The 16,368-nt window shown below is 49.2% G+C and carries 21 protein-coding genes, 1 tRNA gene and 4 pseudogenes; 16 read left to right on the top strand and 10 right to left on the bottom strand.

Annotated features, from left to right (window positions below):
* The first annotated feature begins 137 nt into the window (after positions 1-137).
* The 9 genes and pseudogenes from Q9J80_RS10860 (at position 138) to Q9J80_RS02610 (ending at position 3,871) form a co-directional block, all read left to right on the top strand.
* The gene (locus tag Q9J80_RS10860; protein ID WP_308446900.1) at positions 138-785 is read left to right on the top strand and encodes a polymorphic toxin-type HINT domain-containing protein; all 648 of its coding nucleotides are present in this window, start codon (positions 138-140) and stop codon (positions 783-785) included.
* Positions 786-790: 5 nt separating this feature from the next.
* Positions 791-1,189, top strand: coding sequence for an immunity 41 family protein (locus tag Q9J80_RS02580; protein WP_002236800.1), 399 nt, complete (start codon positions 791-793; stop codon positions 1,187-1,189).
* A 30-nt stretch (positions 1,190-1,219) separates the two neighbouring features.
* Positions 1,220-1,597, top strand: a complete 378-nt coding sequence (locus tag Q9J80_RS02585) for an immunity 41 family protein (RefSeq protein WP_002241088.1) — start codon at positions 1,220-1,222, stop codon at positions 1,595-1,597.
* A 35-nt stretch (positions 1,598-1,632) separates the two neighbouring features.
* A pseudogene (locus Q9J80_RS02590) lies at positions 1,633-1,912 on the top strand (polymorphic toxin-type HINT domain-containing protein); the annotation flags it as partial.
* 186 nt (positions 1,913-2,098) lie between these two features.
* Positions 2,099-2,554, top strand: coding sequence for a hypothetical protein (locus Q9J80_RS02595; protein ID WP_010360642.1), 456 nt, complete (start codon positions 2,099-2,101; stop codon positions 2,552-2,554).
* A gap of 140 nt (positions 2,555-2,694) precedes the next feature.
* A pseudogene (locus tag Q9J80_RS10955) lies at positions 2,695-2,772 on the top strand (restriction endonuclease fold toxin); the annotation flags it as partial.
* Between the two features lie 2 nt (positions 2,773-2,774).
* Complete coding sequence (locus tag Q9J80_RS02600; protein WP_301672824.1) at positions 2,775-3,134, top strand: hypothetical protein; 360 nt, start codon at positions 2,775-2,777, stop codon at positions 3,132-3,134.
* Between the two features lie 120 nt (positions 3,135-3,254).
* A pseudogene (locus tag Q9J80_RS02605) lies at positions 3,255-3,429 on the top strand (polymorphic toxin-type HINT domain-containing protein); the annotation flags it as partial.
* 106 nt (positions 3,430-3,535) lie between these two features.
* On the top strand, positions 3,536-3,871 hold the full coding sequence (locus Q9J80_RS02610; protein WP_301666885.1) for a hypothetical protein: 336 nt from the start codon (positions 3,536-3,538) through the stop codon (positions 3,869-3,871).
* Positions 3,872-3,995: 124 nt separating this feature from the next.
* Here Q9J80_RS02610 and Q9J80_RS02615 read toward each other — a convergent pair.
* Positions 3,996-4,109 (bottom strand): annotated as a pseudogene (locus Q9J80_RS02615) (IS5/IS1182 family transposase); the annotation flags it as partial.
* 15 nt (positions 4,110-4,124) lie between these two features.
* On the opposite strand from Q9J80_RS02615, the gene Q9J80_RS02620 reads away from it, so the two are divergent.
* The 3 genes from Q9J80_RS02620 (at position 4,125) to Q9J80_RS02630 (ending at position 6,106) form a co-directional block, all read left to right on the top strand.
* Positions 4,125-4,619 carry a hypothetical protein gene (locus tag Q9J80_RS02620; RefSeq protein WP_301672823.1) on the top strand — a complete coding sequence of 165 codons (495 nt, stop codon included), beginning with the start codon at positions 4,125-4,127 and terminating at the stop codon, positions 4,617-4,619.
* Positions 4,620-4,738: 119 nt separating this feature from the next.
* Positions 4,739-5,872: a hypothetical protein gene (locus tag Q9J80_RS02625; RefSeq protein ID WP_301672822.1), complete on the top strand. Its 1,134-nt coding sequence runs from the start codon at positions 4,739-4,741 to the stop codon at positions 5,870-5,872.
* A 6-nt stretch (positions 5,873-5,878) separates the two neighbouring features.
* Positions 5,879-6,106: a hypothetical protein gene (locus Q9J80_RS02630; protein ID WP_301672821.1), complete on the top strand. Its 228-nt coding sequence runs from the start codon at positions 5,879-5,881 to the stop codon at positions 6,104-6,106.
* A 239-nt stretch (positions 6,107-6,345) separates the two neighbouring features.
* Here the strand turns inward: Q9J80_RS02630 and Q9J80_RS02635 are convergent, their stop codons facing one another.
* From Q9J80_RS02635 to glnA, 3 genes are all read right to left on the bottom strand, one after another.
* Positions 6,346-6,621 (bottom strand): GIY-YIG nuclease family protein, encoded by a 276-nt coding sequence (locus tag Q9J80_RS02635; protein ID WP_301912071.1) that lies wholly within the window; start codon positions 6,619-6,621, stop codon positions 6,346-6,348.
* Positions 6,618-7,901, bottom strand: a complete 1,284-nt coding sequence (locus tag Q9J80_RS02640; RefSeq protein ID WP_301912072.1) for an MFS transporter — start codon at positions 7,899-7,901, stop codon at positions 6,618-6,620. The genes Q9J80_RS02635 and Q9J80_RS02640 overlap by 4 nt, the downstream gene beginning before the upstream one ends.
* A gap of 150 nt (positions 7,902-8,051) precedes the next feature.
* Positions 8,052-9,470: a type I glutamate--ammonia ligase gene (glnA, locus tag Q9J80_RS02645; protein ID WP_304671433.1), complete on the bottom strand. Its 1,419-nt coding sequence runs from the start codon at positions 9,468-9,470 to the stop codon at positions 8,052-8,054.
* Between the two features lie 309 nt (positions 9,471-9,779).
* On the opposite strand from glnA, the gene aroE reads away from it, so the two are divergent.
* From aroE to Q9J80_RS02660, 3 genes are read left to right on the top strand one after another with little or no spacing between them, the layout of a single operon-like run.
* Complete coding sequence (aroE, locus tag Q9J80_RS02650) at positions 9,780-10,589, top strand: shikimate dehydrogenase (RefSeq protein ID WP_301672819.1); 810 nt, start codon at positions 9,780-9,782, stop codon at positions 10,587-10,589.
* A gap of 2 nt (positions 10,590-10,591) precedes the next feature.
* Positions 10,592-11,293, top strand: a complete 702-nt coding sequence (mtgA, locus tag Q9J80_RS02655; RefSeq protein ID WP_301672818.1) for a monofunctional biosynthetic peptidoglycan transglycosylase — start codon at positions 10,592-10,594, stop codon at positions 11,291-11,293.
* Positions 11,294-11,310: 17 nt separating this feature from the next.
* On the top strand, positions 11,311-11,454 hold the full coding sequence (locus tag Q9J80_RS02660; protein WP_304672705.1) for a hypothetical protein: 144 nt from the start codon (positions 11,311-11,313) through the stop codon (positions 11,452-11,454).
* 9 nt (positions 11,455-11,463) lie between these two features.
* On the opposite strand, the gene Q9J80_RS02665 is transcribed toward Q9J80_RS02660, so the two are convergent.
* The 6 genes from Q9J80_RS02665 to Q9J80_RS02690 all read right to left on the bottom strand — a co-directional run bounded on the left by Q9J80_RS02665 (position 11,464) and on the right by Q9J80_RS02690 (position 15,202).
* Positions 11,464-11,539 (bottom strand) — tRNA-Phe (locus Q9J80_RS02665).
* Positions 11,540-11,729: 190 nt separating this feature from the next.
* Positions 11,730-12,464, bottom strand: coding sequence for an LPS export ABC transporter ATP-binding protein (gene lptB / locus Q9J80_RS02670; protein WP_301672853.1), 735 nt, complete (start codon positions 12,462-12,464; stop codon positions 11,730-11,732).
* A 73-nt stretch (positions 12,465-12,537) separates the two neighbouring features.
* Positions 12,538-13,068, bottom strand: a complete 531-nt coding sequence (lptA, locus tag Q9J80_RS02675; protein WP_301672817.1) for a lipopolysaccharide transport periplasmic protein LptA — start codon at positions 13,066-13,068, stop codon at positions 12,538-12,540.
* Positions 13,049-13,630: an LPS export ABC transporter periplasmic protein LptC gene (gene lptC / locus Q9J80_RS02680; protein WP_301672816.1), complete on the bottom strand. Its 582-nt coding sequence runs from the start codon at positions 13,628-13,630 to the stop codon at positions 13,049-13,051. The genes lptA and lptC overlap by 20 nt, the downstream gene beginning before the upstream one ends.
* Positions 13,627-14,163, bottom strand: a complete 537-nt coding sequence (locus Q9J80_RS02685; RefSeq protein WP_304672706.1) for a KdsC family phosphatase — start codon at positions 14,161-14,163, stop codon at positions 13,627-13,629. The genes lptC and Q9J80_RS02685 overlap by 4 nt, the downstream gene beginning before the upstream one ends.
* 64 nt (positions 14,164-14,227) lie before the next feature.
* A complete protein-coding gene (locus tag Q9J80_RS02690; protein ID WP_301672814.1) occupies positions 14,228-15,202 on the bottom strand; it encodes a KpsF/GutQ family sugar-phosphate isomerase in 975 nt (324 codons plus the stop codon).
* A gap of 96 nt (positions 15,203-15,298) precedes the next feature.
* Between Q9J80_RS02690 and tal the strand changes: the two genes are divergently transcribed.
* The gene (tal, locus tag Q9J80_RS02695; protein WP_301672813.1) at positions 15,299-16,354 is read left to right on the top strand and encodes a transaldolase; all 1,056 of its coding nucleotides are present in this window, start codon (positions 15,299-15,301) and stop codon (positions 16,352-16,354) included.
* Positions 16,355-16,368: the final 14 nt, after the last annotated feature.

A 16,368-nucleotide genomic window follows, 5' to 3' on the forward strand; every position in this document is an offset into this window, starting at 1 on the left:
GTCTGAAACCGTGTTTAATTTTCAGGCGACCTTCCCCTTATTTGAAACAGGATATTGGGAACTAAGTTCTTCGAAAATCCTGCCTCCGTCCCTTATACGTCGGTGCTTTAGTCAAAACGGCAGACGGCTACAAAGCCATTGCCCATATTCAAACCGGCGACCGCGTCCTTTCCAAGGACGAGGCAAGCGGAGAAACTGGATACAAACCCGTTACCGCCCAATACGGCAATCCGTATCGGGAAACCGTTTACATTGAAATTTCAGACGGCATCGGCAACAACCAAACCCTGATTTCCAACCGCATCCATCCGTTTTATTCGGGCGGCAAATGGATTAAAGCGGAAGATTTAAAGGCGGGAAGCAGGCTGTTATCCGAAAGCGGCAAAACCCAAACCGTCCGCAACATCGTTGTCAAACCAAAACCGCTCAAAGCCTACAATCTGACCGTTGCCGATTGGCATACTTACTTCGTCAAGGGTAATCAGGCGGAAACGGAAGGAGTTTGGGTTCATAATGCGTGTCCGCCAAGAAAAACACCATCTACCCCCGTATATGAGAATGATTCAGAAGCATATGCAGCAGCAAAGAAATTGGGATATAGAAAAATAAAAGAAAGAACGAGAAATGATGCTGCTATTTTTAAAAAAGGAAAGAGTTATATATCACGCGATGTAGATTCACATAATGGAGGGGCTTGGAAAGAAGCATCTTCACCCAAGAAGCTGAACAGAAAAGAAACAAGAAACGGTACATTTGATAAAAACCTAAATCGTATTGGAGATTAATTATTATGTGCGAGTTCAAGGATTTTAGAAGAAACATCCCTTGTTTTAAGGAGTATGACGAAAATTCATTTATTGGCAAATGGTATGATGACGGGGTGTGGGATGATGAAGAATATTGGAAATTGGAGAATGATTTAATCGAGGTTAGGAGAAAATATCCTTATCCGATGGATATACCAAGGGACATCGTGATTGGAATCGGTAGCATTATTGATTTTTTAATGGTTCAAAATTGGAAACTTTTTGAAATTAAAGCTTCCCCTTGGTTGCCTAAAAGTGTCAAAATTAATGAGCGTTATGAAAGGTTCAGAGTAATGCTTCGTTATATTTTTACTGATCTAGATGTAGATGACTGGAAATTTTTTTACTTTCCAATACAACATAGTAAAGGTAGATTGAGATGAAAAGTTTAATTATATTGGAGATACATTATTATGTGTGAGTTCAAGGATATTATAAGAAACGTTCCTTATTTTGAGGGGTATGACGAAAATTCATTTATTGGCAAATGGTATGATGACGGGGTGTGGGATGATGAAGAATATTGGAAGTTGGAGAATGATTTAATTGAGGTTAGAAAAAAATATCCTTATCCGATGGATATACCAAGATATGTTGTCATTGGAATCGGTACCATTATTGATTTCTTAATGGTTCCAAATTGGAAACTTTTTGAAATTAAAGCTTCCCCTTGGCTACCTGATAGCGTAGGAATTAATGAACGTTATGAAAGGCTTAAAACAATGCTCCGTTATATTTTTACCGAGAAAGACATAGTCAACGTGCAATTTGATTATTACAACAAAAAATAGTAAAACCTGGCAATCAAAATGCCGTCTGAAGCGATATCCGGCTTTCAGACGGCATCGGCAACAGCCAAACCCTGATTTCCAACCTCATCCACCCGTTTTATTCGGACGGCAAATGGATTAAAGCGGAAGATTTAAAGGCGGGAATCAGGCTGTTATCCGAAAGCGGTGCAAAACAGACGGTTCAAAACATTACCCTCAAACAGCAGCCGCTCAAAGCCTACAACCTGACCGTTGCCGATTGGCATACTTACTTCGTCAAGGGTAATCAGGCGAAAACGGAAGGGGTTTGGGTTCATAATGCGTGTCCGCCTAAAAGAACAGGAAGCTCCAAGAATGAAAAACATGGAGACGGCGGTCGAAGTCAAATATCAGCGGAATCAAGAATTGCTGAATTAAAAAATAAAATTATTCCCGGAATGTCCAAAAATGAACGCTTAAAGATTGAGAAAACAATCAGAAATATTGCAAAAAATGCCAATCGAAAAGCAAAAGGAGAAGAGCATGGTCGACGCGGTCGTTAAAACTCCCGAATTTTTACCTTTTACTTCTGTAGGAATATTCCGTTTTGGTGCGGATATAACACAGTACAAAAACATACTGGAAACTTTTATGTATGAACCTCCTGATGAGTTTGGAACAGAATATTATGAATCTCCCGACTCAAATTTACTCATTTCCGTCAAAAAAAACAAAATTATTTCTATATTTTGTTATCAGGAGCTATATTTTATGGGCGTTAATATAATAGGTCTGAATTTTGAAGATTTTAAACAGCTTTTCCATCACCCTAAATCATACGGTGTTGATAAATATTATTTATCAAATGAATCTTATCCGACATATGTCTATGAGTTTGATGAAATAGGAGTACAAGCTTGGGAAGCAAAAGGGAAAATTGTTACTATCATTGCCGGGGGCAAAGACAATTATTCGACAGAACCTTACTACGATGAATAACATTAATGGCAGGCATAGGTTGAGTTGAGAACTCAACAACAAAAGGTCGTCTGAAACCGTAATCGATTTTTCAGACGACCTTTCTGTCAATCCAAACAGATTGTCGAATCTTAATCCAACCTGTACTTGCTGTACGGAACAGGCACGGTGTTCATTCACAAGTTAAGTCATATATTGAATCAACAGGCAGCATTGTTAAAACAGGTTTAGGAGATTAAACATGGCATCATATGTTTCTATAAAAGGATGGATTGAATGCTCTGACGATGATATAAAAATCATCCAAGAAAACATTAATAATTTTTGGAATAATTGTCCCTTCAATACCGAAGAAAAAGAATCTGCAAAAATATATAAAAATGGGTGGGTTTTCCCGACAAATAGTTTTAATTGGAGCAACTATATTTTTTTTGGCGCATGCGTAAAATCTTATTTCATTATTTATTTTGAAAAATGCATTAAAACAATAATGGAATTGGATATTGAAATATCAGGTTTTTTTGAATTAGATTATTATGAAGATAGTTATAAAGTAAATTGGAAAATAAATAATGGCAATTTAATACAAACAACTGATTAAATGGACAAATATAAGTTAGATTGGACACATAAACCTAACAACTGTCTGAAACTCAATTTGGTTTTCAGTAAGCGTAGGTTGGCTTAAAAACCCAACCATCAAAATGCCGTCTGAAGCGATATCCGGCTTTCAGACGGCATCGGTAACAAGCCAAACCCTGATTTCCAACCGCATCCATCCGTTTTATTCGGACAGCAAATGGATTAAGGCGGAAGACTTAAAGGCGGGAATCAGGCTGTTATCCGAAAGCGGCAGAACCCAAACCGTCCGCATCGTTGCCGATAAACCGGTAAGGAAATCGTTTTGCCTGATCGGGCGCAAATGTTTCATAACGGTTCTGCCCGCCAGAAAAGATGTTTTAAAAAAGCAATGTCGGTTCATTCAAAAGGAAAAATTAAAAAATGATGGCTGATAAGGAACAAGTAGAAAAGATGATTTATTCTGAAAATAAACAGAGTGTTATTGACGGTATGCTCGGTATGACCTTCAGTTCAGAGGAGGATGAAATCCCTTGGATTTCTGAGAAATTGACGGAGTTGTCGAAGCATAAAGACTTGGATATTGCCAGATTGTCATTAACCTGTTTCGGACATCTCGCCAGGATGCATGAAAATATCGGCGATTGCGATAAAGTGATTGCTTTATTGCGCTCAAAACAAGGTAATCCGGATTTGCAAGGTTTTGCCGAAGATGCGTTAGACGATATTTCCTTCTTTATATTTAAAAAGCATCCGTAAGCACCGGCAAGGTCAAATCTGGCAAATGCCGTCTGAAGCGGTATTCGGCTTTCAGACGGCATTTTCTCCGATTAGCACAGGATGCAGGGGCTTGCCGGCTTGATTTTACCGAAGTTGTTGGCTCGTATAGTGGATTAAATTTAAACCAGTACAGCGTTGCCTCGCCTTGCCGTACTATCTGTACTGTCTGCGGCTTCGTCGCCTTGTCCTGATTTAAATTTAATCCACTATAATTTGGAAGAGGCAGCAATTTATGGAAAATAGATTTGAAAAAATCGTTAAGGATATTTTTAGTTTTACCCAATTTGTTTCCGAAGCGGAAAATAAAATTCCTAACCAATCCTCCCGTTATTACGACTGCTGGTGGGAATTGGAAATCTTGAATGCCTCCGCATTGGAAGATTGGGAAATATCGGGAAAGCCTGAAAAATGGGAGAAATGGACAGAAAAATATCAGACCGAAGCGTTACAGTTAGTCAAGAATCTATTTGCCGAAGAAGTTCCTGAAAATAATATAGTTTGCGATATTTCTCATTTTTTGCATTTTGCCGATTGGGCAGAAGCCGATATTCCCAATCAATCACGTTTATATGCCGAATATTGGTGGGAAATGGAAACGTTCAAAATATCGGTTTTAGAAGATTGGGAACGCTCGGGAAAACCGTTAGATTGGGAAAAATGGCAAAGGCAATATCAATCCGAAGCATTTGAATTAGTCAAAAAATTGAATCAAAGCAAACAAGAGTAACAAGCCGCAGCCTGCATAGGGGTTTTTAAAGTACGGCAGCAACCGTAGATTAGATTAAAAATCAAACAATCAAAGCCCGCCTGATATAATCGATATATCCTGTTAAACGAAAAATAAATATGTTTAAAAAATTCAAACCGGTATTGTTGTCATTTTTTGCACTTGTATTTGCCTTTTGGCTGGGGAAGGGTATTGCCTATGAGATTAATCCGCGTTGGTTTTTGAGCGATACAGCAACTGAAATACCTGAAAATCCGAATACTTTTGTGGCGAAACTTGCCCGCCTGTTCCGAAATGCCGACAGGGCGGTTGTCATCGTGAAGGAATCGATGAGGACGGAGGAAAGTCTTGCCGAAACTGCGGATGACGGTCCGTTGCAGTCGGAGAAGGATTATCTCGCGCTCGCTGTCCGGCTCAGTCGTTTGAAAGAAAAGGCGAAATGGTTTCACGTAACGGAGCAGGAACATGGGGAAGAGGTTTGGCTGAATTACTATATCGGCGAGGGCGGTTTGGTTGCGGTTTCGCTTTTGCAACGCTCGCCGGAAGCGTTTGTTAATGCCGAATATCTGTATCGGAACGATCGTCCGTTTTCTGTAAATGTGTACGGCGGAACGGTTCACGGGGAAAATTATGAAACGACAGGAGAATATCGGGTTGTTTGGCAACCGGACGGTTCGGTATTTGATGCGGCGGGGCGCGGGAAAATCGGGGAAGATGTTTATGAGCATTGTCTCGGGTGTTATCAGATGGCCCAGATATATTTGGCGAAATACCGGGATGTCGCGAATGACGAGCAGAAGGTTTGGGACTTCCGCGAAGAGAGCAACCGGATTGCGTCGGACTCGCGCGATTCTGTGTTTTATCAGAATATGCGGGAATTGATGCCACGGGGGATGAAGGCAAACAGTCTTGTGGTCGGCTATGATGCGGACGGTCTGCCGCAGAAAGTCTATTGGAGTTTCGACAATGGGAAAAAACGCCAGAGTTTCGAATATTATTTGAAAAACGGAAATCTTTTTATTGCACAATCTTCGACGGTAGCATTGAAAGCGGATGGCGTAACGGCGGATATACAGACCTATCATGCGCAACAGACGTGGTATTTGGATGGCGGGCGGATTGTCCGCGAAGAGAAACAGGGAGACAAACTGCCTGATTTTCCTTTGAACTTGGAAAATTTGGAAAAAGAGGTGAGCCGTTATGCAGAGGCTGCGGCGAGACGTTCGGGCGGCAGGCGCGACCTTTCTTACTGAACGCAAATGCCGTCTGAAACCGGTTTTCAGACGGCATTGGAGAGTCAAACTCTTTTTGCAATGCCGTATATGCCGAACCCGATTCGCTATAAATTGAAAACCACAATCCAAAAAACGGAAATACACATTATAAAACAAACAAATAAGTTGACATATTGTGCGATGTCGAGGGCTGTACCGTATTTTCCCATCGTATTTTCCCGTTCTTTATATGAGCGGCAGGCATCCTCATAAAAGAAGGGATACCGATAAGGAAAAACACCCCGGCATAAAAATATACTGATTAATCAATACAAATCCAACAAACAGTTCATCGTATTCTTTTCTGTTGACGTATAAAAAATACTGATATATGCCTTCACTTTCACAGGGCGACGCTTTATGTGCCGTCCTGTACGTTGAAACATCGGTTTTCCTTGCCGCCTGCCCCGCTTTTCCCTGATTGCTGCCAACTGCCGTCCGAACCCGAACCGTCAGGTTTCAGACGGCATTTTTTCCGCCTGTTCCCACAATTGCCGTTTTTGTGCGGCGGTCAGTTTTTTGACGGCGATTTCCTGTTTGAGCGCAGTGCCTTTATCCATCCCGCCTGCAACGATACGCATCGCCACCGGTTTGAATACGCGGGTATATTTCGCGCCTTTGCCGGAAGTGTGGGCGGCAAGCCGCTGTTGCGGATTCTTGCTGATGCCGCAATAGAACGCGCTGTTTTCACACAATATCAGGTAAACGCTCCAGTTTGACGCGTTCATCTGCCTGTATCCTGAGTTTTTTCCCCGTTCCAAGGCGCAACTTTCAGCAACAACAGCATACCCGGCAGGGCAAGTACGAAACACAGCCGGAAAAACGGCACATAGCCCATCCATTCGATCAGATAACCGGCAAAGGAATTGATGACCGTGCGCGGCACGGCGGACAGGCTGGTAAACAGTGCGAGCTGCGTTGCGGTAAATGCGGGATTGGTCTCGCGCGCCATATACGATACAAACGCCGCCGTCCCCAAACCCACGCCGACCGCTTCCGCGCCGATAACCGCCGCCAGCATCAGCCTCTCGCCTGTGCCGACCGTGTCGAAATGTCCGAACCCTGCCAGCCATACAAACCCCAAAACCGTTATTGCCTGCACCGCGCCGAATAGCCACAAGGCTTTGTTTACGCCGATTTTCAGCATCCACACGCCGCCCAAGATACCTGCCGCCACTGCCGGCCACAGTCCTGCATTTTTCGCAATCAAACCGATATCTGTCTTACTGAAACCCATATCCAGATAAAACGGCGTTGCCAACGCGGTTGCCATACTGTCGCCGAGTTTGTAAAGGAAGATAAACAGCAGCACGCATACAGCAGAAGCGATGCCCTTGCGCGTAAAAAATTCTTTAAACGGCTCTACCACGGTCTGCTTCAACGTTTTAGGAACGGAAGGCGGCAACACGGGTTCGCGCGCGAGAAACAGCGTCATCAGAAGGCCGGGCAGCATAAATAATGAAGTGATAACAAATACTTCTGACCACGGCATCCTGTCTGCCAACACCAAACTCAATGAACCGGGAATCAGGGCGGCAATCCGGTAGGCGTTCACGTGAACCGAGTTGCCCAAACCCAATTCTTCGTCCGACAAAATCTCGCGCCTGAACGCATCCAATACAATATCCTGACTGGCGGCAAAAAACGCGACAAGCACCGACAAGCCGGCAATCAGCGGCAGATGATTACGGGGATTTAAAAAGGCATAGGCCGCCAAAGCCGCCAGCAACCCTGCCTGCGTCAGCAGCATCCACCCGCGCCGCCGGCCCAAAACGGGCAGCCTGACCGCGTCCATCAGCGGAGACCACAAAAATTTCCAGGTAAACGGCAGTCCGATTAACGCCATCAGCCCGATGCTCTTCAAATCCACCTGCTCGCTGCGCAACCACGCCGGAATCAGGTTAATCAGAAAATACAGCGGCAGCCCCGAGGTAAACCCCGTAAAAATACAGACAAGCATATTGCGGGAAAAGATTTGCCCGATAAAACCTGATTTCGATGCAGTCATCGTTCGTGCAGCCAAAAAAAACAAAAGCCTATTGTAGCAAATATCGCCCGCCTGCTGAAAAACGCCGCCACGCGCCGCCGGTTTGCCGTTCCAATGCAAAATGCCGTCTGAAACTGCGTTCAAACGGCATTTCTACTGAAACCTGAGAGTTTACAGGCTGTAATACATTTCAAATTCCAGCGGATGAGGTGCCATACGGATGCGGCGGACATCTTCCTCTTTAAAGGCGATGTAGCTATCAATCCAGTCTTTGCTGAACACGCCGCCGCGCAGGAGGAATTCGTGATCGGCTTTGAGGGAGGCGAGGGCTTCTTCCAAAGAAGCGCAAACGGTCGGCACCAATGCATCTTCTTCCGGCGGCAGGTCGTAAAGGTTTTTATCGGCCGGGTCGCCCGGATGAATTTTGTTTTGAATACCGTCCAAACCGGCCATCAACAAAGCCGCAAACGCCAAGTATGGGTTGGCGGTCGGATCGGGGAAACGCGCTTCGATACGGCGTGCTTTGCTGCTGTTCACGGACGGAATGCGGATGGACGCGGAACGGTTTTTGGCGGAGTATGCCAGTTTGGTCGGTGCTTCAAAGTGCGGCACAAGGCGTTTGTAAGAGTTGGTGGACGGATTGGTAATCGCGTTCAGGGCTTTGGCGTGTTTGATGATGCCGCCGATGTAGTAGAGCGCGGTGTCGCTCAAACCGGCATAGCCGTCGCCTGAGAACAGGTTTTGACCGTCTTTCCAAATGGATTGGTGGACGTGCATACCGCTGCCATTGTCGCCCATAATCGGTTTGGGCATAAAGGTGGCGGTTTTGCCGAAATTGTGGGCAACGTTTTGGATGACGTATTTCATATCTTGGGTTTGGTCGGCACGTTTGACCAGCGTGCTGAACTTCGTGCCGATTTCCATTTGGCTGCCGGTACCGACTTCGCTGTGGTGCACTTCGACTTCGATGCCGAGTCCTTCCAAAATGTTCACCATCGCCGAACGCAAATCCTGACCGCAGTCAATCGGCGCAACGGGCGCGTAACCGCCTTTGACGGCAGGGCGGTGGCCGGTGTTTTGACCGTCCATATGCAGGCCGCTTGCCCACGCGCCGCTTTCGGAAGTGATTTCGTAACGGGTTTTGTGCATGTCGGTTTCAAACTCTACGCCGTCGAAGACGAAGAATTCGGGTTCGGGGCCGAAATAGGCGGTGTCGCCGATGCCGGAAGATTTCAAATAGGCTTCGGCTCGGCGTGCAATGGAGCGCGGGTCGCGGTCGTAACCCTGACCGTCGGCAGGGTCGATGACATCGCAGGTAATGACGACGGTAACATCATCATAAAAAGGATCGACGAAGGCTGTAGACGCATCGGGACGCAGCTGCATATCGGAAGCCTGAATGCCTTTCCAGCCGCCGATAGACGAACCGTCAAACGCCTGACCGTTTTCGAACCATTCTTCGGGGTCTTCCAACACGATGCGCGCAGGCACTGTAAAGTGGTGCTGCTTGCCTTTGGTATCGGTAAAGCGCAAATCGACAAAGCGGGCTTCGCTTTCTTCAATCAATTTTACGGCGTTTTTAATGGACATCTTCAGCTCCTGAAAAAGGGAAATGGCAAAATACGCGGAACGCGGCGGCTTGACGCAAAGTCGGCACGATTTTACCACGTCCATGCCGTCTGAAACTCGCACTGCGTCAAATTCCAAGCTGTAAAATATAGTTTCAGACGGCAAGATTGTCAACAATATGCTTCGGTTTGTCTGTTCAAAAGCGGAATACCCGCCCTTTTGTCCGAATGCCGACAAAACAGATGCCGTCTGAAAGCAGTTCAGACGGCATCGTTCCCATCTTCGCGCCGCCGTTATAAAATGACCGCCCCGCCTTGATGGAATATAACTATGCACACCCTCCCCCGCTACGCCGTTTTCGGCAACCCCGTCGCCCACAGCAAGTCGCCGCAAATCCATCAGCAGTTTGCGCTGCAAGAAGGCGCGGCCATTGAATACGGACGCATTTGCGCCGACATCGGCGGTTTCGCGCAGGCGGTTTCGACATTTTTTGAAACAGGCGGTTGCGGGGCAAACGTAACCGTGCCGTTCAAGCAGGAAGCGTTTGACTTGGCGGACGAGAATTCCGAACGCGCATTGGCGGCAGGTGCGGTCAATACACTGATTTTGTTGAAAAACGGCAAGCTGCGCGGCGACAATACCGACGGTATCGGTTTGGCCAACGACATCACGCAGGTCAAAAACATTGCCATCGAGGGCAAAACCATTTTGCTTTTGGGCGCAGGCGGCGCGGTGCGCGGCGTGATTCCGGTTTTGAAAGAATACCGCCCTGCCCGTATCGTCATTGCCAACCGTACCCACGCCAAAGCCGAGGAATTGGCGCAGCTTTTCGGCATTGAAGCCGTCCCGATGACGGATTTGAACGGCGGTTTCGACATCGTCATCAACGGCACGTCGGGCGGCTTGAGCGGTCAGCTTCCTGCCGTCAGCCCTAAAATTTTCCGCAACTGCCGCCTTGCCTACGATATGGTTTACGGCGAAGCGGCGCAGGCGTTTTTGAACTTTGCCCAAAGCAACGGCGCAGCCGAAGTTTCAGACGGCCTGGGCATGCTGGTCGGTCAGGCTGCCACTTCCTACTCCCTCTGGCGCAGATTTACGCCCGATATCCGCCCCGTTATCGAATACATGAAAGCCCTGTAACCATGTTCCGCATTATCAAATGGCTGATTGCCCTGCCCATCGGCATCTTTATCTTTTTCAATGCCTATGTGTACGGCAACATCATTACCTACCGTGCCGTCGCGCCCAGCAAAACCGCCTTTATGTCGATGCGGATGAAGCAGTTTGAACAAGAAGGACGCAATGTCGCCCTGGATTACCGTTGGGTTTCCTACGACCGCATTTCCACCAACCTGAAAAAAGCCCTGATTGCTTCCGAAGATGCCCATTTTGCCGGACACGGCGGCTTCGATTGGGGCGGCATTCAAAACGCCATCAGGCGCAACCGGAACAACGGCGAAGTGAAGGCGGGCGGATCGACCATCAGCCAGCAGCTTGCCAAAAACCTCTTCCTCAACGAAAGCCGCAGCTATTTGCGCAAAGGGGAAGAGGCTGCCATTACGGCAATGATGGAAGCCGTTACCGACAAAGACAGGATTTTTGAGCTGTATTTAAACTCAATCGAATGGCACTACGGCGTTTTCGGCGCGGAAGCCGCGTCCCGGTATTTTTATAAAAAACCGGCCGCAGACCTGACCAAACAGCAGGCGGCGAAACTGACTGCCCGCGTCCCCGCCCCGCTCTACTACGCCGACCATCCGAAAAGCAAACGCCTGCGCAACAAAACCAATATCGTGCTCAGACGCATGGGTTCGGCAGAATTGCCCGAAAGCGATACGGACTGATTATTTCAGATATGGAAATGCCGTCTGAACTGCGGTTCGGACGGCATATGTTTTCTGGTTTTTACCTGCCCGACAGCCGTAAAAACCGTATCGTGCATAGCAGGCATTTGCGGTGCGGGACTGCTGCCGAAAACGGCAGGCAAAAAAATAACCGCTTATAAGCGGTTTTTTGGTGGCCAGAGGCGGAATCGAACCGCCGACACACGGATTTTCAATCCGTTGCTCTACCAACTGAGCTATCTGGCCTTTGTCTGTATCGTTAAGAGATGCGTATTAAACCAAATTACGGGACGACATGCAAGCATATCGAGCAATATTCTTTGGAAACAGGTTTAAGTCAATGTTTTAAATTTGAATTAATTTATGTAAAAACAGTATAAATCCGTATTTTTGCCGCCTGCCCGACGATATTAGGCCGCCCGTCTGAAAAATATTCTCAATATTTGAAGTTCTCACCCAGATAAACAGAACGAACCTGTTCGTTTCCGACCAAATCATCAGGTTTTCCCGATGCCAACACCGTGCCGTCTGAAATAATGTAGGCGCGGTCGCAAATGCTGAGGGTTTCGCGTACGTTGTGGTCGGTAATCAGTACGCCGATGCCGCGCGATTTGAGGAAACCGATGATTTTCTGGATGTCGATGACGGCAATCGGATCGACACCGGCAAAAGGCTCATCCAGCAAAATAAAATGCGGTTTCATGGCGAGTACGCGGGCGATTTCGACGCGTCGGCGTTCGCCACCCGACAAAGATGGAGCAGGATTATTGCGCAAACGCTCGATATTCAGGTCGGCAAGCAGTTTTTCAACTTCGCCGTCGATGAGGCTTTTGTCTTTGGTACTGATTTCTAAAATGGCGCGGATGTTTTGTTCGACGGTCATTTTGCGGAAAATCGAGGCTTCCTGCGGCAGGTAGCCGACACCCAGGCGGGCGCGTTCGTGTATGGGCAGGTGGCGCAATTCCTGCCCGTCCAGCATCACGCTGCCCGCATCGGCGGCAATGAGTCCGACAATCATGTAGAAACTGGTGGTTTTTCCCGCACCGTTGGGCCCGAGCAGGCCGACGACTTCCCCGCTTTCGATTTCGAGGGAAAAACTTTTGACGACTTGGCGTTTTTTGAAACTTTTTTGCAGGTTTTGAACAACAAGGCGGCTGACGTTTGCGCTCATAAATATCTCTTCAATATCTTCGGTCGGCATATGCCGTCCGAAGCGGGTTTATGTTTCAGACGGCATTTTGGGATTATTCGGATTTTTGCGTACTCGAAGGCTGGATGATGACGCTGACCCTGCCGGATTTGGAAGCGGATTTTGCGCCGGATTTTGTGCTGCCGCTGATGGTATAGACTTCGGTTTTGGTGTTGTATGTAATCACCGCGCCTTCGGCGACATCGCCGCCTCGCTGTACTTTGGCATTACCGGTTAAGACTACGGTGCTGCCTGCAGACGAATAAGCAACGTTGTTTGCCTGACCGCGCACCGTCCCTTTGCCCCCGTCCAACGTTTGGCTGAAGCGCACGGGCGAGCCGTCGGCCTTCATAAACTGTTCGCCTTTGCCATTACGCGTTACGTTGACGCGGGCGGCGGCAATATTGAGCGTCCCCTGTCTGATGACGACATTGCCGCTAAAGGTGGTGCTTTGGTTTGCCTGGTCTAGCGAACCTTGGTCGGCCTCAATCTGAATAGGCTGCCTGCTGTCGCTTTGAAGGGCAAAAGCGGGGGATGCCGAAAAAAATGCCATTAAAACAAAAATTTTACATATTTTTTGTATCATAAATCGTGGCTTTCACTTTGGATTGAAAATTCAACAGGCCTGTTTTGTGGTCGTAAGTCATGCCGCCCGCCTGCCCGTGCGACGCGCCGTATTGAAAGCTGACGGGTGTGTCGGTTTGGGCATATTGAGATTCGGTATCGACGTGCAGCTTTTCGGTTTCAACTTTACCCGCCTGCCGTTTGCCGTCGGCGGTTTTGGTCAGCACAACGTTGTTTTTAAAAAGAACCTGTTTGTTTTCGGTATGGTAAACGGCTTCGTCGCTGCCGACTTCGTACAACAACCTGCCTTCTTGGAAGAAGGAAAGGTGCGGCGAATCAAAATGGATGTCGCTGCTTTCGGGAAACTGTTTCGCGCCCTTCGAGCTCAAATGTTCTTTCAAGTATCCCTGTTCGTCAAACCGCCTGCCGTCCAAGCCGTCCATTGTGTATTGAGGTTCGTCGGGATTGAGCCTGACTTCCTCGATTTCGACTTCGCTGATACGACCCAACCATGCCGACAGACCACCCAAGGCAACCGCCAATATCAATGGGAACGCAATTCCGTACCGCCATCTTACTTTCATTTGATGTACTCGTTCAAAGCCGCGCCCAGCGTACCTTTCGCGCGCATAATCAGGTCGCACACTTCGCGCACCGCGCCCGCACCGCCTGGGCGTTTGGCAATATAGGCGGCGTGTTGCAGCGTAAACCAATGCGCGTCGGGGACGGCAACCGGCAATCCGCAGCGCACCATCACCGGCAAATCGACCATGTCGTCGCCGACAAAGGCACACTCGGCTTCTTCCACGCCCGCCTGCGCCCGCAATTCTTCATACGCGACGCGTTTGTCCGAAATGCCTTTGAAGTAGTAATTTATGCCCAACTGTTTGACGCGGATGCCGACGGAGGGCGCGTCCCGACCTGTGATAATCGCAGTCTGCACGCCGCTTGCCTGAAGCATTTTCAGACCGTGTCCGTCCAGTGTGTGGAACGATTTGATTTCTTCGCCGTCGTCGCGGATGAAGATGCGCCCGTCGGTCAAAACGCCGTCCACATCCAATATCAGCAGTTTGATTTTGGCGGCGCGCGCCTGTAATTCGGGAGAAATTGCCTGCATGGGATTTCCTTGTTTTCAGACGGCACATTTTAGCACAAATGCCGTCTGAAACGGCTGCAACGCCTTATACAATCCGTGCCGCCAGCAGGTCGTGCATATTCAGCGCGCCGATCAGCACGCCGTCGGCATCGGTTACCAAAAGACCGTTGATATGGTTTGCCTGCATCACTTTCAACGCTTCGGCGGCAAGGCATCCGGCGGCGATGGTTTTGGGCTGCGTATGCATCATTTCCTCCACCTGAAGGCCGGCAAGGCTGTCGCGCCGTTGGAACAGGCGGCGCAAATCGCCGTCGGTGAACACGCCTTTCAGACGGCCTTGCCCGTCCGTTACCGCCAGCATCCCCAGCCCTTTTTCGCTCATACTGACGATGGCTTCTTTTAAAGGCGTTCCGAGTCGGACGGCGGGCAGTCCGCCGCCTTTGTGCATAATGTCGGCAACGCGCAAAAGCAGGCGTTTGCCGAGGCTGCCGGCAGGGTGGCTCAAGGCGAAGTCGTCGGGCGTGAACGCGCGTGCGCGCAGCAGGACGACCGCCAACGCGTCGCCCAAAGCCATGACGGCGGTGGTACTGCTGGTCGGGGCAAGCCCCAGCGGGCAGGCTTCTTGTGAAACCGATGCGGTAATGTGGATGTCGGCATAGCGCGCCATTGTCGAACCGGGGCGGGCGGTAATGCAGACAAGCGTGATGTTTTTGCGTTTGAGCGCGGGGATGATGGCGGCGATTTCGTCGCTTTCGCCGGAATTGGAAATGGCGACGACCACGTCGTTGTCCACAATCATGCCCAAATCGCCGTGTGCCGCTTCGGCGGGGTGGACGAAAAACGCGGGTGTGCCGGTCGAGGCCATCGTTGCCGCGATTTTGCGCCCGACGTGCCCCGACTTGCCCATACCCGTGATGACGATCCTGCCCGTGCAGTGCAGCAATGCATCCGCCGCAAGGGCGAAGTTTTCGTCCAATTCCGCCGCAATTTCGCGCAAGCCTTCCGCTTCGGTGTGCAACACTTCGCGCGCCCAGTCGAGATATTTTCCGTTTCCTGCCATTGCAATCCGCCTTTGCTGTAACAAAACTACCAAAATTTTCCGAATCGGGGTAGCATAAGCCCTCAAACCCCGCCCATCCATCCAAAGGAATCAGAAATGACTATTTTATCGGACGTTAAAGCATTAGGACAACAAATCTGGCTGGACAACCTTTCCCGCTCGCTCGTGCAAAGCGGCGAATTGGCGCAAATGCTGAAACAAGGCGTGTGCGGCGTAACTTCCAATCCCGCCATCTTTCAAAAAGCCTTTGCCGGCGACGCGCTTTACGCTGATGAAATCGCCGCCCTCAAGCAGCAAAACCTCAGCCCCAAACAACGCTACGAAACGATGGCGGTTGCCGATGTGCGTGCCGCCTGCGGCGTTTGCCTTGCCGAACACGAATCCACCGGCGGCAAAACCGGCTTCGTCAGCCTCGAAGTTTCGCCCGAATTATCCAAAGACGCGCAAGGCACGGTTGAAGAAGCCCGCCGCCTCCATGCCGCCATCGCGCGTAAAAACGCCATGATTAAAGTTCCTGCCACCGAGGCAGGCATCGATGCGCTCGAAACCCTCGTTTCAGACGGCATCAGCGTGAACCTGACCCTGCTGTTCTCACGCGCCCAAACCCTCAAAGCCTACGCCGCCTACGCGCGCGGCATTGCCAAACGCTTGGCAGCCGGACAAAGCGTTGCCCATATCCACGTTGTCGCCAGCTTCTTCATCTCCCGTGTGGACGGCGCGCTTGACGCAACACTGCCCGACCACCTCAAAGGCAAAATCGCCATCGCCCTTGCCAAATCCGCCTACCAAGACTGGGCGCAATACTTCGGCACCCCCGAATTTGCCGCACTGGAAGCCCAAGGCGCAAACCGCGTGCAGCTTTTATGGGCATCTACCGGCGTGAAAAACCCAGCCTATCCCGACACGCTCTACGTTGACAGCCTGATCGGCGCGCACACCGTCAACACCGTCCCCGACGCCACGCTCAAAGCCTTTATCGACCACGGCACGGCCAAAGCCACGCTGACCGAAGGCGCGGACGAAGCACAGGCGCGGCTCGCCGAAATTGCCGCGCTCGGCATCGATGTCGAAACCTTGGCGGCGCGTTTGCAGGAAGACGGTTTGAAACAATTTGAAGAAGCGTTTGAAAAACTGCTCGCACCGTTGGTTTAAACTTTTCATCCCCG

Source organism: Neisseria blantyrii (assembly GCF_962747855.1).
GTDB lineage: Bacteria > Pseudomonadota > Gammaproteobacteria > Burkholderiales > Neisseriaceae > Neisseria > Neisseria viridiae.

Coding starts and splice junctions, on each gene's coding strand:
- Q9J80_RS02580 (WP_002236800.1), top strand. CDS start 791: ATGTGCGAGTTCAAGGATTTTAGAAGAAACATCCCTTGTTTTAAGGAG.
- Q9J80_RS02585 (WP_002241088.1), top strand. CDS start 1,220: ATGTGTGAGTTCAAGGATATTATAAGAAACGTTCCTTATTTTGAGGGG.
- Q9J80_RS02595 (WP_010360642.1), top strand. CDS start 2,099: ATGGTCGACGCGGTCGTTAAAACTCCCGAATTTTTACCTTTTACTTCT.
- Q9J80_RS02600 (WP_301672824.1), top strand. CDS start 2,775: ATGGCATCATATGTTTCTATAAAAGGATGGATTGAATGCTCTGACGAT.
- Q9J80_RS02610 (WP_301666885.1), top strand. CDS start 3,536: ATGATGGCTGATAAGGAACAAGTAGAAAAGATGATTTATTCTGAAAAT.
- Q9J80_RS02620 (WP_301672823.1), top strand. CDS start 4,125: ATGGAAAATAGATTTGAAAAAATCGTTAAGGATATTTTTAGTTTTACC.
- Q9J80_RS02625 (WP_301672822.1), top strand. CDS start 4,739: ATGTTTAAAAAATTCAAACCGGTATTGTTGTCATTTTTTGCACTTGTA.
- Q9J80_RS02630 (WP_301672821.1), top strand. CDS start 5,879: ATGCCGTCTGAAACCGGTTTTCAGACGGCATTGGAGAGTCAAACTCTT.
- Q9J80_RS02635 (WP_301912071.1), bottom strand. CDS start 6,621: ATGAACGCGTCAAACTGGAGCGTTTACCTGATATTGTGTGAAAACAGC.
- Q9J80_RS02640 (WP_301912072.1), bottom strand. CDS start 7,901: ATGACTGCATCGAAATCAGGTTTTATCGGGCAAATCTTTTCCCGCAAT.
- glnA (WP_304671433.1), bottom strand. CDS start 9,470: ATGTCCATTAAAAACGCCGTAAAATTGATTGAAGAAAGCGAAGCCCGC.
- aroE (WP_301672819.1), top strand. CDS start 9,780: ATGCACACCCTCCCCCGCTACGCCGTTTTCGGCAACCCCGTCGCCCAC.
- mtgA (WP_301672818.1), top strand. CDS start 10,592: ATGTTCCGCATTATCAAATGGCTGATTGCCCTGCCCATCGGCATCTTT.
- Q9J80_RS02660 (WP_304672705.1), top strand. CDS start 11,311: ATGCCGTCTGAACTGCGGTTCGGACGGCATATGTTTTCTGGTTTTTAC.
- lptB (WP_301672853.1), bottom strand. CDS start 12,464: ATGAGCGCAAACGTCAGCCGCCTTGTTGTTCAAAACCTGCAAAAAAGT.
- lptA (WP_301672817.1), bottom strand. CDS start 13,068: ATGATACAAAAAATATGTAAAATTTTTGTTTTAATGGCATTTTTTTCG.
- lptC (WP_301672816.1), bottom strand. CDS start 13,630: ATGAAAGTAAGATGGCGGTACGGAATTGCGTTCCCATTGATATTGGCG.
- Q9J80_RS02685 (WP_304672706.1), bottom strand. CDS start 14,163: ATGCAGGCAATTTCTCCCGAATTACAGGCGCGCGCCGCCAAAATCAAA.
- Q9J80_RS02690 (WP_301672814.1), bottom strand. CDS start 15,202: ATGGCAGGAAACGGAAAATATCTCGACTGGGCGCGCGAAGTGTTGCAC.
- tal (WP_301672813.1), top strand. CDS start 15,299: ATGACTATTTTATCGGACGTTAAAGCATTAGGACAACAAATCTGGCTG.